Source organism: Halomonas sp. H2 (assembly GCF_050215315.1).
Taxonomy (GTDB): domain Bacteria; phylum Pseudomonadota; class Gammaproteobacteria; order Pseudomonadales; family Halomonadaceae; genus Vreelandella.
Window position 1 is genome coordinate 3249785 of sequence record NZ_CP189760.1, and the last position, 19205, is coordinate 3268989.

A 19205-nucleotide genomic window follows, 5' to 3' on the forward strand; every position below is an offset into this window, starting at 1 on the left:
TATGGCACTTTCTGTTTTTAGCTTACTTCCACCATGCGCCAAAACGCTGTTCACTATCATCAAGCCGGATGGGCTCACCGATGATGGGCGTCACTAGCCGATAGTCTCTTGCTTCACTAGTGGATGTAATACGTTCGAAAGGCTCTTGCCAGGGATGCTGAGCGAGCGAGAACTTTCCCACATGAGCTGGCAATAGCGCATCGGCCCCAAGCCCCTCGGCAGCTTCGGCTGCCTCTTCAGGTGTCATATGGATGTAGGCCCAACGAGGATCGTACTGGCCGTGATCCAGAGAAACCAGGTCAAAACCGTCAAAGCGCTGCCCTATTTCAGCAAAGTGCGGACCATAGCCACTGTCTCCACTGAAAAAGAGTCGGCGTCCGGGGCTCTCAAGTGCAAAGCCCACCCAAAGCGTCCGATTGCGTGTCAGCATACGTCCTGAATAGTGTCGCGCTGGCAACATATGCAGCGCCAGACCACTCTCCAATTCGAAGGCATCATTCCAATCACCTTCATGCACACGCTCGGGTTCGTACCCCCACTTCTCGAAGTACGCCCCTACGCCAAGGCCGGTAAAAACCTCACCTACCTGGGGTTTGAGCGCGTTGATCGTGGGGTAATCCAAATGATCCCAGTGGTCATGGGTCACCAGTAAGTAATCGATCGGGGGTATATCATCAGCCGTATAGGGATTCGTTCCTGCAAAGGCACGGTTGGCAAGGGGGATGGGGGCCGCGTCGACACTGAATACCGGATCAATCAGAAACCGCCTCCCAGACAACTGTATGTAATAGGAGGAGTGGCCCAGCCAAATCACGATGTCCTCATTGACATCCAAGGCGTTTCAGATGTTCGTCAAAGAACTCTGCCAGCCTGTCAAACGGGATCTTGTCCATCTGGTCGTACAGGTCGACATGGCTGGCCCCCTCGATAATCATGAGTTCCTTGGGTTCTGCCGCAGCCACATAGGCGGTTTCACTGAAGTAGCGCGAGTGGGCGTTTTCGCCATGAATCAGTAGTAGAGGACGAGGTGAAATTTCCTCGATATAGGTAAGCAGCGGCATGTTCATGAACGACAAGTTGTTGGTAATCGTCCAAGCGTTGCCGGAGTTGACGGCACGCTCATGATACCCACGCGGTGTCATGTAATAGTCATGATAGTCGACCTGGAACTGTGCTTCTCCCCCCTGTAATTCATTATAGGGAGGTTGGTAAGCCGGACGTCCGTTCTCCGCATCCACCCATCGTTGTTCGCTCAGTTGTTCCAGCGTCTGGGTGCGTTGTTCCTGCGTCATACTGTCGTTATAGCCCTTGGACATGACCCGCGTCATATCGTACATAGTAGTCGCCATAACAGCCTTGACGCGTTTGTCCACCGCAACGGCATTCAATGCCATTCCCCCCCAGCCGCAAATACCGATTACACCAATACGCTCTCGATCAACGTAAGGCTTCAGGCCAATGAAATCTATTGCAGCACTGAAGTCCTCGGTATTGATGTCCGGCGAGGCGACGTTGCGCGGTTCACCGCCACTTTCTCCGGTGTAGGATGGATCGAAGGCGAGCGTGACGAACCCGCGCTCAGCCAAGGTTTGTGCGTACAAGCCAGAGGATTGCTCCTTCACCGCACCGAACGGACCACTAATGACGATGGCCGCCAGTCGTTCATCAGCACGATTCTTCGGTAAGTACAGATCAGCAGCTAGTGTAATACCGTAACGATTTTTGAACGTTACCTTCTCATGGTCTATCTGGTCGCTTTGCGGAAATGTCTTGTCCCATTCGTGCGTAACGTCAAGGGACGTCTCGCCTGTAGCGGCCAAGGCTGGCTGTGCCCCAAGGATGACGGCTGTACCTGCCAGCACCGTTCCTTGTATGAACCCCCTGCGCGATGTAGTGAGTTGGTGGTTATCTAATGATGTCGGAGTAGATGCGTTCATGGGTTTCTCCTGGCGTGACGTCCGGCTCATACCGCTTACCGGACTTGCGATCGTGAGGTCATAAAGGCGAGGAAAGCCGCCAACAGCAACACGGCAGCACTGGCCACGAAGGTACTTCGGTAGCCCGCCGAATCGAACAGTAGACCACCTACGGTTGATCCCAGCGCGATGGATAACTGGATTACCGCTACCATCAACCCACCGCCGACTTCGGCATTTTCTGGCACGGATTTAGCGAGCCATGCCCACCAACCCACGGGCGCTGCCGTAGACACTAACCCCCAGAACCCCAGCAGAACAAAGGCCACGGCGACCGAGCTACCGAAGGCGACTAACGCCAACGCGGTGGCCGCCATTAATAGCGGAATAACCACCAATATCCGGTACAACCCCTTTTTAATAAATCCACCGATCAGCATGGTACCGACCAACCCGGCAATCCCCAGTACCAACAGGATCAGCGAAAGCATCGGCACATCAACGCCGGTGACGGTTTCAAGAAAGGGACGAACATAAGTGAACAGTGCGAACTGCCCCATAAAGAAAACGCCCACCGCCATCATCCCTAGAAACACTAGGGGATCCTTCAACAGCGTGAATACGTTGCCAGCACCGTTCGCCTGTGGAGCCGCTTTCATGGAGGGCAAACTGATCCATTGCCAAACCATGGCAACAAACGCCACTGGCACTAGGCAAAAGAACGTCCCACGCCAGCCGATCATTCCGCCCAAATAGCTGCCTAACGGAGCAGCGACCACCACCGCGAGCGCATTGCCCCCGTTAAAAATCGCCAATGCTTTGGGAACACTATCAGCAGGCACTAATCGCATGGCGACTGCCGCAGACATCGACCAGAAGCCACCCACAACAACACCAATCAGCGCCCGCCCCACCATGTACATTGTGTAGTTAGTCGCCAATCCAACGATTATCCCAGAGACACTCATCAGTGCCGTTAACATAAGCAGCAGGTTTTTTCGGTCGATTCCGCCTGCGAGTTTTGAAATCGATAGGCTGGTTAAGACCGCAAAGGCTCCCGAGATAGCAATGCCGTAGCCTGCCAGCCCTTCCGTGACGCGTAGGTCGTTAGCAATGGGAGTTAGCAGACTAACAGGCATAAATTCCGAGGCGATCAACGCAAAGACACAGAGCGTCATCGCAAAAATGCCGCTCCAATAAGCAGGCTGCGATTTATTTTCCTGCTGAGTAACGCGATGGGTAGATGCGGTGTCAGAAGCTAGTGTGCTCAAAAACGTCTTCCCTCAAGTAGTGAATGGTTAAGATGAATGTCGAACAACCTTCTTTTACTGAACACATATTGACACCAGCCTTCCATTTTGATTAGTGGGAATAATGCTTATGCACTTGTGAGTAAAATTCAGCAATGGCAAATTCGAAAATCGATGACCTGCAGGCTTTTCTCGCCGTGGCAAGAGACCAAAGCTTTACCAAAGCAGCTGTCAAGCTGGGAGTGACGCCATCAGCCTTAAGTCACCGTATGAAATCCCTAGAGCAGCGTCTTGGGCTGCGATTACTGGCCCGCACTACAAGAAATGTCGCACCAACGGAAGCGGGTGAGCGGCTGATACAGTCGCTTACACCTCTTTTTGATCAGATTGCAATGGAAGTCGAAGCGTTAGGAGAGTTGCGTGACAAACCAGCAGGAACCATCCGTATATCTTGTACCGATGATCAGATTGAGCTTTGCTTGAGGCCAAAAATGGCCGAGTTTCTGAAGAATTATCCTGACGTCACCATTGAGCTCTATGTGGATTACGGGTTTACCAACGTGGTGACAGAGCGATTTGATGCCGGTATACGCCTTGGCGAAGCGATTAGCCAAGATATGATTGCGATTCCGCTCGGCCCTGAAATGCGCTTGGTGGTAGTGGGTTCAACGGAATATTTTAATCAACATCCCGAACCTCAAACACCTTATGAGCTGACCCATCACGCCTGTGTGGATATTCGCCACAGGCCCGATGGAGCAATCTATTCCTGGGAGTTTGAAAAGGATGGTAAGGAGTTCACCGTCAAGGGCCAGGGACAGCTCGTCTTCAACAGTATCGTTCATGTACTTAATGCGGCTTTGGATGGGATCGGTCTAGCTTACGTACCAGAGGCTTTAGCCGCTCCTTACCTTGCAAATGGTGGGCTCAAAAAGGTATTGACCGACTGGTCGCCCTATTTTTCTGGCTTTCACCTGTACTACCCGAACCGCCGACAGTCTTCGCCTGCCTTCTCGGCATTTGTCGATACATTCCGCCATCAAGAGTAGCAACCTCGCTGGATTGCCTTGAGTCACCATGGGGCTGGACATATTCTCAGCGTCGACATTCGCGAAACAAACTCCCTTGAGTTTTCGTGCGACAATTCTCTCTTAAGCACAAGACAAGGGAGAGCATTGATGCACGGCGACACCCACCCGACAGCCCTCAAGGTGCTGCAGGAAGTATTTGGCTACGACAGCTTTCGCGGCCCGCAGCAGGCCATCATTGAGCATGTGATTGCCGGTGGCGATGCGCTGGTACTGATGCCCACCGGCGGCGGCAAGTCGCTGTGCTATCAGATCCCTGCGCTGCTGCGCGAAGGCACCGCGATTGTGGTCTCGCCGCTGATCGCGCTGATGCAGGACCAGGTGGCGGCACTTGAGCAGAACGGGGTCAGGGCAGCTTACCTGAACTCTAGCCTCGATTATCACGAGGCGGTCGAGGTGGAGAACCGCCTGCGCTCAGGCGAGCTGGATCTTTTATACGTCGCCCCCGAACGACTGGCCACGGCGCGTATGCAGATGCTGCTGGAGCAGACCCGGATTGCGCTGTTCGCCATTGATGAAGCCCACTGCGTCTCCCAGTGGGGACACGATTTTCGCCCGGAGTACCGCCAGCTCTCCCAGCTTCACCAGCGCTTTCCCCAGGTGCCGCGCATCGCACTCACCGCCACCGCCGATGTACCCACTCGGGGCGATATCATTGAGCATCTGCAACTCCACGAGGCGGCGCTGTATAACAGCGGTTTTGACCGGCCCAATATCCGCTACCATATCGCCGAGAATCAGGGTAACGCCAAGGAACAGCTGCTGCGCTTTATTCGCGAGCATCACAACGGCGAAGCCGGGATCGTCTACTGCCTCTCCCGGCGCAAGGTGGAGGAGACCGCCGCCTGGCTGGCGCGCCAGGGGCTAACCGCACTGCCCTACCACGCGGGGCTTCCCGCCGAGCAGCGCCAGCACCACCAGACCCGCTTTCTGCGTGAAGATGGCGTGGTCGTCGTGGCCACCATCGCCTTCGGCATGGGCATCGACAAACCCGACGTGCGTTTTGTGGCGCATCTTAATCTGCCTAAAAGCATCGAAGCCTACTACCAGGAGACCGGCCGCGCCGGCCGCGATGGCCTGCCCGCCGATACCTGGATGGCCTATGGGCTTCAGGACGTGATCACGCTGCGCCAGATGCAGCAGGACTCCAGCGCCGCCGACCATCAAAAGCGCATTGAGCAGCAGAAGCTCGACGCCATGCTGGGGCTGTGTGAAATCATTAGCTGCCGCCGCCAGGCGCTGCTCCACTACTTCGGCGATCATCTGGACGCGCCCTGCGGCAACTGCGACAACTGCCTGACCCCACCCGAGACCTGGGACGCGACAGTGGCGGCGCAAAAGGCGCTGTCGTGTGTCTACCGCACCGAGCAACGCTTCGGCGTAACGTACCTGGTGGATGTGCTGCTGGGCAAACGCAACGAGCGCATCACCCGCTTTGGTCACGACCGCCTCACCACCTTCGGCATTGGTAAAGAGCTCACCGCCAGCGAGTGGAAAGCGCTGTTTCGGCAATTGATTGCCAGCGGCTATTTAAGCGTGGACATGGAAGGCCACGGCGGTATTAAGCTCACTGCCAATGCCAAGCCGGTGCTGCGCGGCGAACACTCCCTTACCCTGCGCAAACCAAGTAAGGCCAAAACTACCCGGCGGGGCAGTAAAGGAGCCCCTGCCACTCTGCCCCACGGTGTACTGTGGGAAGCCCTGCGCCAGCACCGCCGTGAACTTGCCGAGTCTCAGGGCGTGCCTGCCTATGTCATCTTCCACGACGCCACCTTGGCTGAACTGGTCGAACAACAACCCCAAAACCTGGAAGCATTGGGCGCAATTTCCGGCATCGGTGCGCGCAAGCTGGCGGATTACGGCGAAGGTTTTCTGGCCGTTATTCTGGCGCATCAGGAAACCTGAGCAAAACAGCTAAACCAATTCGTCCAGCGGTTTTTACAAGCAGGGATTAGGAAAGCTCAAATGGTCGTTATTTTCAAAAATCGCTCACTTGGCGTAATCTATAGGTAAGTGAGGAGCAAGACATATGACCATTCAGCATAAAACAGCCGATAAGCGCCGCGAAATGGGGGCCGCAGCGATGCGCACCTACCCCAATATTTCACGCAGTTGGGGGTTGAAAGAGAGCGAAGCTGCCCTGCTGCTGGGAGTACCCGATTCCACCTACCGGCGTTGGAAACAGTCACCTGAGCATGCCCGGCTTGATGCGAATCATTTGGAGCGGATGTCGTTGATTCTCGGCATCTACAAAGCATTACACATCTTGTTACCCAATAAAGGAGCCGCCAACGGATGGCTGCAGCGAGCCAACAGCAATCCTCTTTTTGCCGGTCACTCGCCAGCGGAACGCTTATTAAATGGGCAAGTGTCTGACCTGTATGTGGTTCGCCAGCATTTAGATGCAGCGCGTGGTGGAGGCCATGCATGACATTCCCGCTGAGCAATGTCACGTGGCGACCCAGTTACCGCGTTATTCCCTCGCGTTTTCCTCCCATTGATTTATTCGAAGGCGTCAATTGCAACGCTGATGACTGGGACTTACTCAATGAGTTGGAGGGTGAAACCTCCGCAAGGCTTCGTGAGGAAACGGGAGCCATTCACCTAGTCCGCGATGACGACCGCCGCTACGGCCCCGGCTGGACGCCAGTCATGGCTGCCTTCTGCCACTTCCCCGCGACCGGTTCACGTTTTAGCGATGGCACTTTTGGTGCCTACTACTGCGCACTCACCGAAGCCACCGCCATTGCCGAAACCGTTTACCACACGGAATGCTTTATGGGGGAGTCAAACGAGCTGCCCATGATGCTTCAGCAGCGTGTTTATCTGTCGGATTTAACGGGCCAATTGATTGATTTACGCCGACAGGATGCTGCCCAAACGCTTCTCACGCCGGATAGCTGGGCAGCCGGGCAAACCTTGGGTAGAAAAGCCTGGGAGCAGCAAACGGATGGCATCGTATATCCAAGCGTTCGAGACCCGGATGGCGAATGTGCCGCTGTATTACGGCCACCCGCGCTCTCCGCAACACGCCAAGGACGCCACCTTGGCTATGACTGGGATGGCCAGCGCATCCGCCATGTCTATGAGCTAACGCTATTGGGTTAACGGTTCCGCGAAACCCTGCCCCGGAAGTGCTCACCCCTGGCCATAGCAGCAGCATCGAACATGCCGGTATCCAAAATCCAGGCAGTGACGAGCTTGGCGGGGGTGACATCAAACGCCGGGTTCCATACGGGGGCATCGCTGGGTGCCCACACTACCTCGCCAAACGCTCCTGCGGCGCCGCGCACCTCAGCAGGGTCACGCTGCTCAATAGGAATATCCGCGCCGGTGGCGCAGGCGGGATCAACCGTGGTGTAGGGGGCCACCACATAAAACGGTACCTGATGGTAGTGAGCAACCACCGCCAGCATGTAAGTGCCCACTTTATTGGCAAAGTCGCCGTTGGCGCAGATGCGGTCTGCGCCAACCATCACTTTATCGACTTTCCCTGCTGCCATCAGGCTGGCAGCCATGCTATCGGCAATCAGTTGGTAGGGAATTCCCAGATCGGCCATTTCCCAGGCGGTTAAACGGCCGCCTTGCAGCAATGGGCGGGTTTCATCTACATACACATGTAGCTCAACGCCACGCTGTGTGGCCACTGCCAGTGCGCCAATGGCCGTGCCTACACCCGCGGTTGCCAGCGCCCCGGTATTGCAGTGGGTGAGCACGCGATCACCCGATTGCAGCAGGTCAGCACCCCGTTCGGCCATGCGCTGGCATAGCGTCCGATCTTCAACAAACAGTGCGGCAGCGCGTTCAACCAGAGCATTGGCGCCTTGCGCAAAGCAGGCCTCCATGGCATCCAGGCAGTACATTAAGTTAACTGCCGTCGGGCGGGTGGCGCGCAAGCGGTCACTCACCAACTGCCAGTCATCGTTGGGGTGACGTGCGGCGTAGTGCGCCAGCACGAAAGCGGCGCTCAAACCAATCAGCGGGGCGCCACGAATGGCTAAGCTTTTAACCGCAACCTGCCAGCCTTCAGGCGAGTCACAGCGTACCCACTGCTCCGCTTGGGGCAGCTGGGTCTGATCCAAATACTCAAGGTGGTCGGCATAGATCCGTAAACTGCGTGACTGAAGATGAGGCATCAGAGGCTCCTTGAGTACTGCGATAAAGAACGTATGGAAAGAGCGAATATGGCACGTGGCTTATCAGCCGCGGAGCATATCATATAGAATGAAAGCCTTTGAAAGCGACGCGATACTGACCCTACGATGACATTACAAGACGAACTGCTAGCAGCGATCTCTTGGGCGGCCCAGCAAGGCTGGACGCCCGCCACGGGCGGTAATTTTTCTGCCCGTGTGCCGCAAGGTTATCTGGTCACCGCCTCGGGCCGTGATAAAACGCACATTCAAGCCGATGACTTATTGCTTTGCGACCTTGAAGGGCGCGTACTTGAAGGCGGCGGCAAACCCAGTGCGGAAAGTGACCTTCATGCGGCACTTTATCGGATGGATGAACAAATTGGCTGCGTCCTGCACACCCACACCGTGGCTAGCACCGTCCTTTCGCGTCGTTTTCCTGAAGGCATTGCGCTAAGCGGCTTTGAAATGCAAAAGGCGCTACAGGGTAATAGCACGCATGACGCCACCATTCACTTGCCGGTGGTACCCAACTCCCAAGATATGAGCGAGCTGGCCGACCATGTACGGGCAGGTTGGCCGATGCCCTGGGGCTTTCTGGTTGCGGGCCACGGTATTTATGCCGTGGGCAGCAGCATTGCCGAGTGTCGCCGCCATTTGGAAGCCATTGAGTTTTTACTTGCCTGTATCCTTGAAGAGAGCCGGTGGTCCAAATGATCAATCATCCAGATGTTAATAAGCCAGATCTTGATAACACCAGCATTCGCGCCGTGGTCACCGATATCGAAGGCACCACCACCGATATCAGCTTTGTGCATAAGGTGCTGTTCCCCTACGCTCATGATCAGCTGCCCGAGTACGTGTACACCCACTCGGCCCAACCTGATGTGGAAGAGCAGATAGATGCGGTACGCAATGAGCTTAAGGAACCGGACGCCTCGCTGGATAAAGTCGTTGAAACCCTGCTCTACTGGATCGAAACTGACCAGAAAGTTACGCCGCTCAAAGCGCTTCAGGGCATGATGTGGGCTGATGGCTACCAGCGTGGCGCCTTTAAAGGACATCTGTATAGCGATGTCGCCCCGCGTCTTCGTCAGTGGGCAGAGGACGGTAAGCAGCTTTATGTCTACTCGTCCGGCTCCGTGCAGGCGCAAAAGCTGCTGTTTGGCTACAGCACAGAGGGCGATTTAACCCCGCTGTTTAGCGGCTATTTCGACACCCATATTGGTCACAAACGCGAAGCCTTGGCGTATCAGCATATCATCAGCAAGCTACAGCTTCCCGCCGACGAAATCCTGTTTCTATCCGATGTGGTAGAAGAACTGGATGCCGCCAAGCAGGCGGGCATGCAGACGTTGCAACTGGTGCGTGAAGGCACACAGGCAGGCACACAGCACGCTTGCGTGACAAGCTTCGATGAAATCGATCTGTAACGGTTCAAGCTTTTAACTAGCGGAGAGCGCCTTAATGTCACAACTTAAAGTATTTACCGATCAAGACCCGAACAACGCGCTGGTCGATATTACCGACGGCGAGCAGATCAAAGCTGAGCTCAACCGTGTAGGCGTGCTGTTTGAGCGCTGGGAAACGCCGGGCGAGATTGCCGACGACGCCACTCAGGACGATATTCTGGCGCTCTACCAGGATGATATCGAGCGGCTAAAAGCCCAGGGCGGCTACCAGACGGTGGATGTGTTGCACATGGTGCCTACGCACCCTGAAAAGGATGCCATGCGCCAGAAATTTTTAAACGAGCATCGCCACTTTGAGGACGAAGTGCGCTTTTTCGTCAAAGGCCAAGGGCTTTTCTGCCTGCATATCGACGACAAGGTGTACCAAGTGCTATGCACCCGCAACGACCTGATCAGTGTGCCCGCCAATACACCGCACTGGTTCGATATGGGCCCCGCGCCTGAATTTACCGCGCTGCGTTTCTTCGACAACGTAGAAGGCTGGGTGCCCCACTGGACCGAGAGCGATATCGCGGGCAAGTTTGACCGGATTGATCAGTTGTAAACAGGCGAATGAAATAACGCGGCGGATTCAAAATCCGCCGCTTTTTATGGGGAGAATCGTCTTGTAACGTCGGAAAGTCGCCCCCGATCAAGATGCTTAGCGGCTATCACGCGACCGAGCTTGGCATGTGCCAAAAGCAATACGAATACTACAGATATCTGCTGTTAAGCTTTCCCAAACAGGAGACACCGCCCTCAAGCACGGAGCCGCTGCATGGATAATATCAACCTGACCCAACAACTCGTCAGCGAAATCAATCGCCTACATGCGGATTTTTCCAGGGATTATTTTGAAACCGGAAAAATCGCCAAACTCAATCTTTCCAGAACTATCCGACAGGTCCCCGTCACCCATATTTATCAATATCGCCTCACGCTGCATGAAAGCATTAACGACTACCTGATGGCCGCAGATATAGACATTAGATACTTTTATCGTGTGAAAACCCGCGAAAGTATTGATGACAAGATCGAACGGTTTTCAAACCGTGAAGATCAATATCCAGTAAATAACTGGCTGAATGATATTTTTGGTGCCCGCATTGTGCTCACCGCCGATGACGTTCATAAGGTGATGGAGTTGCTGGATGACTGGCAAGACGAGCTGGGGTTGAAAAACTGGTATTTACGCGACAAGCAAGGTTACCGTGGCCTGCATGTTTACTTCAAAAACAGGAATAACTTTTACTTCCCGTGGGAACTGCAAATCTGGGATGAAGCCGATGTTCGCAGCAACATTGAAAACCACGAAAAATTTAAGCGTCATTTTATGTAATCAGTGATCTGACATGAGCTACAAAACGCCCCTGTAAACGCCTCTGCAAATGCCCCTGTAAATGTGACAGGGCATTGTGGCTCATTGCTGACTCGAATGGCGATACCCTGCCACGGCGATTGACTTTCCAACCTTCGTTACCGATGATCTTGCGCCCTTCACAGCGTATGCCTACCAAGGAGAAACGTCTTGCAAGCGAGCGTGCTTGATATCCAGGGGATTCATAAATCCTTTGGGAACAATCAGGTCTTGCGTGGCATTGATATACGTATCAGTGCTGGCGAAGTCGTCGTATTGATGGGCGCCAATGGGGCAGGCAAGTCGACCCTGGTTAAGGTACTTAGCGGCTACCACGCAGCCGACCACGGCCAGATGCAGCTTGCCGGTATGCCCTACCACCCCCGCGATGCGCGTGAGGCGATTCACCAGGGCGTGGTGACCGTACATCAATCCATCGATGACGGTGTTATCCCCGACCTGGACGTCGCCAACAACCTGATGCTGGATAGACTAGCTTCCGGCGCGCACGGCTTATGGGTCAGCGCCAAGAAGCTTCGTCAGCAGGCAAGCGAAGTTGCCGATGCCATGGGCCTGGATATCGATCTGAACGCCCGCGTTGCCGATCTTTCGGTGGCCGACCGGCAGATGATCAGCATTGCCAGGGCCATGGCCCACGCCCCCAGGCTTTTGATTCTGGATGAACCGACCTCATCGCTCTCCGCTACCGAAGCCGAGCGCTTGTTTACGGTGATCGACCGTTTGCGCGCCCAGGGTGTGGCGATTGTGTATATTTCGCACCGCATGTCCGATATCAGGCGTCTGGCGGATCGCATCATCTGCCTGCGCGATGGCCAGATCTCCGGCGTATTCGATCAAGCGCCGCTGGATCTTACCGCCGCCGTGCATGCCATGTTAGGCCAAGCGATCAATAATGCTGATATCAAACCGGCCACACCGGGCGCGCCTATCCTAACGCTGCAAAATATCGAACTGGCTAAAGGGGCAGCGCCGATCAGTTTGAGCGTGGGTGATGGCGAAGTCGTCGCGTTTACCGGCCTGCTGGGGAGCGGAATGTCGGTGCTTGTCGAAACTCTGTTCGGGCTGCGTCCTTTAAGCAGCGGCACCATGCACATTGATGGGCAGCCCTATGCGCCCGCCAATGTACGTGAAGCGCTTGCCCGGGGTGTGTTCATGTCAGTAAAAGACAGAGCGACCAACGGCGTGATTGGGGATTTTAATATCGCCGACAATATGACGCTGCCGTTTTTAAAAGCCTTTACCCGGGGGGCGTTTCTGAGCGCCCGCCAACAGCGCGCCAGTACCGAGCAGATGATTGCCCAGCTGGGGATTGTCTGCCAATCCCACGCGGATTCGATTGGCACGCTTTCCGGAGGCAACCAGCAAAAGGTCATGATCGGACGCTGGCTTCAATCACCCAGCCGCGTGTTACTGCTGGATGAGCCCTTTCAAGGCGTGGATATCGGGGCACGGCAGGATATAGGCTGCCATATCCGGGCAACCGCCAAAGGGCGCGCCACGCTGGTGTTTGTCTCTGAACTAGACGAGGCGATTGAAATCGCTGACCAAATTATTGTGTTACATGAAGGAGCCATTGCTGGTGAGCAATCCAACCGAGATATCGACCTCAACGTCCTCGTCGCCCAGGCCTCCGGAAAAGCCTAACGCCAGCGCCGCTAAAGCCCGCTGCCTGGAGCTAGCCATTCGCTACGGTTTCTTGCTGTTGCTGGTAGCGCTGGTGGTTTACTTCAGCCTGGCAGCCTCTGGCTTTGCGAACCCGCGTTCGGCGGTATTTGTGCTTCAGTCCGTGGCAATTACCGGCATTCTGGCGCTGGGCGTGACCACTACGCTGGTGGTAGGCGGGTTTGACCTATCCATTGGTGCCGTGGCCACCACCTCGTTGATGCTGGCGGCGTACTGCATGGTGGTGCTTGAACAGCCCGCCTATGTGGCCGTGGCAGTCTGCCTGTTGATGGGTGCGTTCATCGGGCTTATTAATGGCCTGCTGATCGTCAAGTTCCGCATTCCTGACCTGCTGGCCACCCTGGGCATGATGTTTTTGCTGATTGGCCTTCAGCGCATTCCTACCCAGGGCAACTCTATCGCCACCGGTATGTCACTGGCCGATGGCTCCACTGCGGAAGGCACGTTCTCGGCGGCGTTTCTGTGGTTGGGCAGGCACCGCTTTGACCTGATTCTGGAGCGTTTGATTCCGGTGCCGGTAGTGGTGTTTGTATTGATCGCGGTCGCTATCTGGCTGTTTTTAGGTTTTACCCGTCACGGCAGGCTGATGTATGCGATTGGCTCCAATGAGCGTGCGACCGCTCTGGTGGGCGCCCCGGTGGAGCGCTACAAGATCGCGGCGTATATGATTTCTGGCGTTACCGCCTCGATTGGCGGTATTTTGCTGGCCGCCCGTTTAGGCCGAGGAGATATTGCCAGTGGTAACAACCTGCTGCTGGATAGCGTGGCCGCCGCGCTAATTGGCTTTGCCGTACTGGGCGCTGCACGCCCCAACGCATTTGGCACGGCCATGGGCGCACTTTTTGTGGGGATTCTTCTTCAAGGCATGACGATGATGAATGCACCCTACTACACCCAGGATTTTGTTAAAGGCGCGGTACTGGTGGTGGCACTCATGTTCACCTTTTATCTCTCCTCACGGCGTGGCCAATCAGGCCGTCATTAATTAATAAACGCATCAACTCTAAAAACGTTAACAATCGGGACACCGCTATGCTTAAACACCGTATGCTCAAACGCTTTGCTGTAAGTTTTACCGCCGCCATGGTGCTACTGGGAACGAGCCTGGCAACAGCTGAGGAGCGCCCGGCACCCTTCGATGCGCCGGAAGATGTCACCATCGCGCTTATCCGCTATATCTCCACGGGCGATTTTTTCCAAGCCTATCTGTCGGGTGTAGAGGCGCAAGCCGCTGCGCTGGGCGTGGATCTGCGCGTGCTGGATAGCCGCCAGGATGCGGCCCTGCAGGCAGATATGGTGGACCAGGCCATCGCGCTCGGCGTCGACGGCATCATTATTCAACACGGGCTGCCGGAGTCCATGAAAGATGCCGCCCAACGCGCCGTAGAGGCGGGTATTGATGTTGTGGCATTCGATGTGGAAGTGGACAACCCCGCCATCCCGCAAGTCGAGCAGTCCGATTATCTGCTGGGCGAGTTGGTGCTTAACCAGGCGCTACAGGATAACGGTGACCGCTTTACCGCAGGCTATGTTTACGTGCCAGGTATCGCGCCGCTTGATCGCCGCAACGCCGCTTGGGAAGATTTTAAAGAGGCTCACCCCGGTGTGACCGAAGCCGCCGTATTCGGCACCCTGGATAACCCGATCGCCAACTCGGTTGCCAATCAGGCCCGCGCGGTGATTCAGGCCAATCCGATGATTGATGTGTTCTTCGCGCCCTACAATGAGTTTGCAGCGGGCGTGAAAATAGCCGTGGATGAAATGGGGCTGGGTGAGGATATCGCTATTTATTCCGCCGATATCTCCACCTCCGACATTGCCGCCATGCGTGAACCCGGCTCGCCCTGGGCCGCAACGGTTGCCACCAACCCAACCGTGGTGGGTGAAGTCTCGGTACGTACGCTGGCGCTATTAATGGCCGGTGAAGCGCCCGGCCAGCAGGTTATCGTGCCGCCCACGCTGATTACTCAGGACTTCCTGAACGATAACGCCATCACCAACATGGAAACGCTGGGTGAGAATATGCCGCAGTTTTCCCATGCTGAGGTGGCGCTTGCCGACTGGCTGCCCCTGCCTGAGCGTTAATCCTGCCCAGTGCTAAACCAGCCATTCAAAAGCTGTGCAACGATGGAACCGGTAGCGGGTTTTAATCGTTAAATGAGGCGGGTTCAATCAGAACCCGCCTACCTTCTAAGCGTACATATTCAGCTTGAAACAATCTTGCCTGCCAATCCTTCCAGCTGCATTGTCTCCTTGGGCTGGAAATGGATGACCGAACGGATCGATTTGCCCGCGTGCAGCAAGTCGAAGGCGGTGTTGATCTGATCGTGCGCCATATTGTGGGTAATGTAGGGGTCGACGTCGAAGTCGCCGCGTAACCATTCATCGACCATCCCCGGCAGCTGACTGCGCCCTAGCACACCGCCAAAGGCCGAGCCACGCCATACGCGCCCGGTCACCAGTTGAAAGGGCCGCGTAGAAATTTCTTCGCCCGCGCCTGCCACGCCGATCACCGTACACTCACCCCATCCTTTGTGGCAGCACTCCAGTGCCGCACGCATCACGTTGACATTGCCAATGCATTCAAAGGAGTAATCTGCGCCGCCATTGGTCATTTCGACGATGACTTCCTGGATGGGCTGCCTGAAGTCGGCGGGATTAACGCACTCCGTTACGCCCATGTCCCGTGCCAGCGGGAACTTGTTGGGGTTGGTATCGATACCGATAATACGCCCAGCGCCGACCATTTTGGCGCCTTGAATTACCGCCATGCCCACCGCGCCTAAGCCAAAAACCACGACGGTCGCGCCAGGTGTAACCTTGGCAGTATTGCGCACCGCCCCCATCCCGGTCGGCACCGCGCAGCCCATAACACTTGCCTTGGCAAGTGGCGCCTCTTTAGCAATTTTTGCGACCGCAATTTCAGGCAGTACCGTGTATTCGCTGAAAGTACTGGTCCCCATATAGTGATGGATCATCTTCCCTTTGTAAGAGAACCGCGAGGTGCCGTCGGGCATCACGCCGCGCCCTTGTGTCTCGCGAATCGTCTGGCAAAGATTGGTTTTACCCGACTTGATATAGGGGCAGTTGGGGTCTTCGGGCGTGTAGAGAGGAATCACATGATCCCCGGGCTTGACCGATGTAACACCACGGCCCACTTCCTCGACGACCCCTACGCCTTCGTGACCGAGCACGGCAGGGAATAGCCCTTCGGGGTCGCGCCCTGAAAGCGTGAACATATCCGTATGGCAGAGGCTGGTGGTAACAATGCGGACCAGTACTTCACCGTCTTTGGGACCTTCCTGGTCGATTTCTTCAATTTCTAGTGGGCGGTTCGGCTCCCATGCAATCGCGGCGCGCGTTTTCATTTTCTCTCCTTTCATTTAACCTAAAATAGATACGTTATAACATTCTACCAAATCCCCCAGCTGGAACGCCGGTCAAATCAAGACAGAGTGCACGGCAATCAGGCCTCGATAGAGTAATACCCATGAAAAATGGCGAAGCGAACAGCACCCCAAGGCTCACGACGACTGAAGAGAGTGATCATGTACATCTGATCATTTATCCGGGGTTTAAACTCATGGAGGCGATCGGACCGCTCAGCGTATTCACCTACGCCAACAGACGCTTGGCCGAGCGAGGCGATCCGCGACGTTACAAGGTGACGCTGGCCGCCCCACAGCCTGGAGTGATTGCGTCGGAGACGATGGTGCCACTTCAAGCACAGAGCGGGCTGCCTGAAAATGGCCCGCTTTCAACCGTAATGGTGGCAGGCGCTGCCGATATCGAAAAAGCACTCACCAGCCAACCCGCACTTATCGATTGGTGTCGCCGTCGGGCAGATGATGTTCAGCGCTTCGCCGCGCTATGTACCGGGTCATTTTTTCTCGCTGAAGCGGGGCTTCTTAACCGCCGTCGTGCGGCAACGCACTGGCACTACGCGGCCCTGCTACAGCAGCGTTTTCCCGCGTTGCAGGTAGATGCCGATGCGATTTTTGTGCAGGACGGTCGTTTCTGGACTTCCGCCGGGGTGACGGCCGCGATTGATCTGACGCTGGCATTTGTCGAGCAGGATTTTGGACGCGATCTGGCGCTGGGCGTAGCGCGCGATCTGGTGGTTTATCTCAAACGCCCGGGTGGCCAGTCGCAATTTAGCGCCGCCCTCACCAGCCAAATGACGGGTTCGCCCAGTATGCGCGAGTTACAGAGCTGGCTTATCACTCATCTTGATAAACCTTTCAAGCTTGCAGATATGGCCGCCAAGGTGGGTATGAGCCCCCGCCATTTCAGCCGCACGTTTCTTGACGAGTTTGGCATGACGCCATCGGCCTGGCTTGAAAACGCCCGTTGTGAACGCGCCAAATCGCTGTTGCTCGACACGGCGCTGCCCATGAAAAGCATTGCCTGGCGCGCAGGATTTAGCTCCGACGAACAGATGCGCAAGGTGTTTTCTCGTCGTTACGCGCTGACGCCTACCGCCTATCGGGCACGCTTTCAAACCGCCCGCACGCCCCTATCGCTTCATTGATTACGATCATCACATCACCACTGCCCTCCATCCCTACCCATGATAAAGCGCCTGATAGCGTCGGCCTTTGGCGTGCAATATCGGGTAACGTCACAGCGGTCATTAGGCACTCTCTTTAGAGGTTTGAAAAAAGCGGTACATCTCAGCCACGCTCTCCGGCGACACGTTCTGCGTGATGAAAACAAATCGGGAAACTCGATCACTCACGCTGCCTATGGGCAGCTCTGCAGGCGGGTGAAAGATATGTTGTACGCCGTGTAACGCCAGCGGTGACCCCCTGTCGGTAAGATGCACTACCGCTTTGATACGCAACATTTTATCGCCCATCAGCGACATCAATATATCCAGCCAGCTCTCTAACGTGTCGGGGTGAATTGGCTCCTCAACGCTAAAGCAAAAGGCATTGATACTGTCGCCGTGCGATGTGCTGTCGGGCTGGGCCGCGTTCAACAATGAATGCTTACTTAGCGAAAAAGCAGCGCCGGCGTGTTGATCGGCGGGCTGGATTGTATAACTGCCCGCCTTTAGCCACTGATCAACCTGATAGCCCGCCTGTTCACTGCGATAAAGCCCTGCGCCGACCAGGAGGCTGGCGGAAAGCTCGCCGTTAATTACCTGCCACTGCTCGGCCGTGGGGTTAATTCTCGCGAGCTGGTTGGCCAGGGTAGATACCTCGTTTTGCTCGGCCAAGTCGGTCTTGGTGAGTAACAGTTTATCGGCGATGGCTACTTGCTGCTGCGACTCGCTATGGGCGGTAAGCGTTGCGGCGCCATTGACTGCATCAACACAGCACACCACGCTATCAAGCTTAAAACGATGCGCTAGCCAGTGGTCGGTCATCAGCAGTTGCAGTATGGAAGTGGGCACTGCCAGGCCCGTGGTTTCGATCACCACGCGTGAGGGCAAAGGCTTATCTTGTGCCTGAATATCTTCCAACGCTTGCTGAAGCGTACGACTAAGATCGCCGCGCAGCGTACAGCATAGGCAACCGCTGCTCATTTCGATAACAGCTTGCTCATCGCTATGGGTGATGAGCAGGTGGTCCAGCCCAATATCACCAAACTCATTGATAACCACCAATGTATTACGCATTGACGATTGGTGTACCCAACGATTGAGCAGCGTGGTTTTGCCGCTTCCCAAAAAACCGGTAAGCACGTTAATGGGAATGAGCGAGGGTGTCGTCATAACGGGTTACTCCCACCTTGCTTTGCGATAATGATTTTCTTGGCTTTCCTGACGCTCTTTGGCCTCAATACATAGCCGCGCGGTGGGTCGGAACAGCAAGCGGGCAATACCAATAGGCTCGCCAGTCTCGTCACAATAGCCATAGTCGCCGTTATCGATCCGTCTCAAAGCCGCATCGATATTATTCACCAGGCGGCTTTCCCGGTCGGCCTGGCGTAGTGACAGGCGCAGCTCCTCTTCAAACGAGGCCTGATCAGCTTCATCGCTGTCACGTTCGTGAGAAGCAATTGCCTCTTTCATTTCCTTTAAATGCGCTTGAATTTCATAGCGCTCATCCAGCAACCGCTGGCGAAAAAAAGCCAGCTGCTCGTCGTTCATATAGTCGCAGGCAGGCATGGCCAATATCTTGGCCTTCTGCGCTTTATCCGGCGACTCACGCTGTGTTAATGCCGTGGTAATTGGCTTATTCATACATATACCTTGCGCTATAAATTACGTTATAACATACCAAATAAAGACGAAAAATTTAACGTTAATGGCGACCTGACTCACTAGCTAAGCGTAACAGCGTGCCCTTAATCGTTTTA

At 55.4% G+C, this 19205-nt stretch carries 19 protein-coding genes; 12 read left to right on the forward strand and 7 right to left on the reverse strand.

From position 1 onward, the window contains the following. Positions 1-22 precede the first annotated feature (22 nt). From ACQE2I_RS15105 to ACQE2I_RS15115, 3 genes are read right to left on the reverse strand one after another with little or no spacing between them, the layout of a single operon-like run. A complete protein-coding gene (locus ACQE2I_RS15105) occupies positions 23-814 on the reverse strand; it encodes an MBL fold metallo-hydrolase (RefSeq protein WP_427028874.1) in 792 nt (263 codons plus the stop codon). A gap of 7 nt (positions 815-821) precedes the next feature. Continuing rightward, positions 822-1937, reverse strand: coding sequence for an alpha/beta hydrolase (locus tag ACQE2I_RS15110; RefSeq protein ID WP_427028875.1), 1116 nt, complete (start codon positions 1935-1937; stop codon positions 822-824). Positions 1938-1972: 35 nt separating this feature from the next. Beyond that, on the reverse strand, positions 1973-3187 hold the full coding sequence (locus ACQE2I_RS15115; protein WP_427028876.1) for an MFS transporter: 1215 nt from the start codon (positions 3185-3187) through the stop codon (positions 1973-1975). Positions 3188-3321: 134 nt separating this feature from the next. Here ACQE2I_RS15115 and ACQE2I_RS15120 point away from each other — a divergent pair, with 134 nt between their 5' ends. From ACQE2I_RS15120 to ACQE2I_RS15135, 4 genes are all read left to right on the forward strand, one after another. Continuing rightward, complete coding sequence (locus ACQE2I_RS15120) at positions 3322-4215, forward strand: LysR family transcriptional regulator (protein WP_427028877.1); 894 nt, start codon at positions 3322-3324, stop codon at positions 4213-4215. 129 nt (positions 4216-4344) lie between these two features. Further along, positions 4345-6159, forward strand: coding sequence for a DNA helicase RecQ (gene recQ / locus ACQE2I_RS15125; RefSeq protein ID WP_427028878.1), 1815 nt, complete (start codon positions 4345-4347; stop codon positions 6157-6159). A gap of 124 nt (positions 6160-6283) precedes the next feature. Further along, positions 6284-6685, forward strand: coding sequence for an MbcA/ParS/Xre antitoxin family protein (locus ACQE2I_RS15130; RefSeq protein WP_427028879.1), 402 nt, complete (start codon positions 6284-6286; stop codon positions 6683-6685). Continuing rightward, a complete protein-coding gene (locus tag ACQE2I_RS15135) occupies positions 6682-7362 on the forward strand; it encodes an RES family NAD+ phosphorylase (RefSeq protein WP_427028880.1) in 681 nt (226 codons plus the stop codon). The genes ACQE2I_RS15130 and ACQE2I_RS15135 overlap by 4 nt, the downstream gene beginning before the upstream one ends. On the opposite strand, the gene mtnA is transcribed toward ACQE2I_RS15135, so the two are convergent. Beyond that, the gene (mtnA, locus tag ACQE2I_RS15140) at positions 7359-8390 is read right to left on the reverse strand and encodes an S-methyl-5-thioribose-1-phosphate isomerase (protein WP_427028881.1); all 1032 of its coding nucleotides are present in this window, start codon (positions 8388-8390) and stop codon (positions 7359-7361) included. The genes ACQE2I_RS15135 and mtnA overlap by 4 nt on opposite strands. 126 nt (positions 8391-8516) lie before the next feature. On the opposite strand from mtnA, the gene ACQE2I_RS15145 reads away from it, so the two are divergent. The 7 genes from ACQE2I_RS15145 to ACQE2I_RS15175 all read left to right on the forward strand — a co-directional run bounded on the left by ACQE2I_RS15145 (position 8517) and on the right by ACQE2I_RS15175 (position 14984). Next, a complete protein-coding gene (locus ACQE2I_RS15145; protein WP_427028882.1) occupies positions 8517-9104 on the forward strand; it encodes a methylthioribulose 1-phosphate dehydratase in 588 nt (195 codons plus the stop codon). Beyond that, the gene (gene mtnC, locus ACQE2I_RS15150) at positions 9101-9820 is read left to right on the forward strand and encodes an acireductone synthase (RefSeq protein WP_427028883.1); all 720 of its coding nucleotides are present in this window, start codon (positions 9101-9103) and stop codon (positions 9818-9820) included. The genes ACQE2I_RS15145 and mtnC overlap by 4 nt, the downstream gene beginning before the upstream one ends. A gap of 34 nt (positions 9821-9854) precedes the next feature. Continuing rightward, positions 9855-10403 carry a 1,2-dihydroxy-3-keto-5-methylthiopentene dioxygenase gene (locus tag ACQE2I_RS15155; protein ID WP_427028884.1) on the forward strand — a complete coding sequence of 183 codons (549 nt, stop codon included), beginning with the start codon at positions 9855-9857 and terminating at the stop codon, positions 10401-10403. 213 nt (positions 10404-10616) lie between these two features. Continuing rightward, positions 10617-11177, forward strand: a complete 561-nt coding sequence (locus ACQE2I_RS15160; protein WP_427028885.1) for a hypothetical protein — start codon at positions 10617-10619, stop codon at positions 11175-11177. Positions 11178-11366: 189 nt separating this feature from the next. Beyond that, positions 11367-12860 carry a sugar ABC transporter ATP-binding protein gene (locus tag ACQE2I_RS15165; RefSeq protein ID WP_427028886.1) on the forward strand — a complete coding sequence of 498 codons (1494 nt, stop codon included), beginning with the start codon at positions 11367-11369 and terminating at the stop codon, positions 12858-12860. Continuing rightward, a complete protein-coding gene (locus ACQE2I_RS15170; protein WP_427028887.1) occupies positions 12796-13884 on the forward strand; it encodes an ABC transporter permease in 1089 nt (362 codons plus the stop codon). Before ACQE2I_RS15165 ends, ACQE2I_RS15170 begins: the two co-directional genes overlap by 65 nt. 47 nt (positions 13885-13931) lie before the next feature. Next, on the forward strand, positions 13932-14984 hold the full coding sequence (locus ACQE2I_RS15175) for a substrate-binding domain-containing protein (protein WP_427028888.1): 1053 nt from the start codon (positions 13932-13934) through the stop codon (positions 14982-14984). A 119-nt stretch (positions 14985-15103) separates the two neighbouring features. Here ACQE2I_RS15175 and ACQE2I_RS15180 read toward each other — a convergent pair whose 3' ends face one another. Next, complete coding sequence (locus ACQE2I_RS15180) at positions 15104-16267, reverse strand: S-(hydroxymethyl)glutathione dehydrogenase/class III alcohol dehydrogenase (RefSeq protein ID WP_427028889.1); 1164 nt, start codon at positions 16265-16267, stop codon at positions 15104-15106. A 122-nt stretch (positions 16268-16389) separates the two neighbouring features. Between ACQE2I_RS15180 and ACQE2I_RS15185 the strand changes: the two genes are divergently transcribed. Continuing rightward, positions 16390-17430 (forward strand): GlxA family transcriptional regulator, encoded by a 1041-nt coding sequence (locus ACQE2I_RS15185; protein WP_427028891.1) that lies wholly within the window; start codon positions 16390-16392, stop codon positions 17428-17430. Between the two features lie 102 nt (positions 17431-17532). On the opposite strand, the gene ACQE2I_RS15190 is transcribed toward ACQE2I_RS15185, so the two are convergent. Both ACQE2I_RS15190 and dksA read right to left on the reverse strand, forming a co-directional pair. Continuing rightward, positions 17533-18618 carry a CobW family GTP-binding protein gene (locus ACQE2I_RS15190; RefSeq protein WP_427028892.1) on the reverse strand — a complete coding sequence of 362 codons (1086 nt, stop codon included), beginning with the start codon at positions 18616-18618 and terminating at the stop codon, positions 17533-17535. Positions 18619-18624: 6 nt separating this feature from the next. Beyond that, positions 18625-19089, reverse strand: a complete 465-nt coding sequence (dksA, locus tag ACQE2I_RS15195) for an RNA polymerase-binding protein DksA (protein WP_427028894.1) — start codon at positions 19087-19089, stop codon at positions 18625-18627. Between the last annotated feature and the right edge of the window lie 116 nt (positions 19090-19205).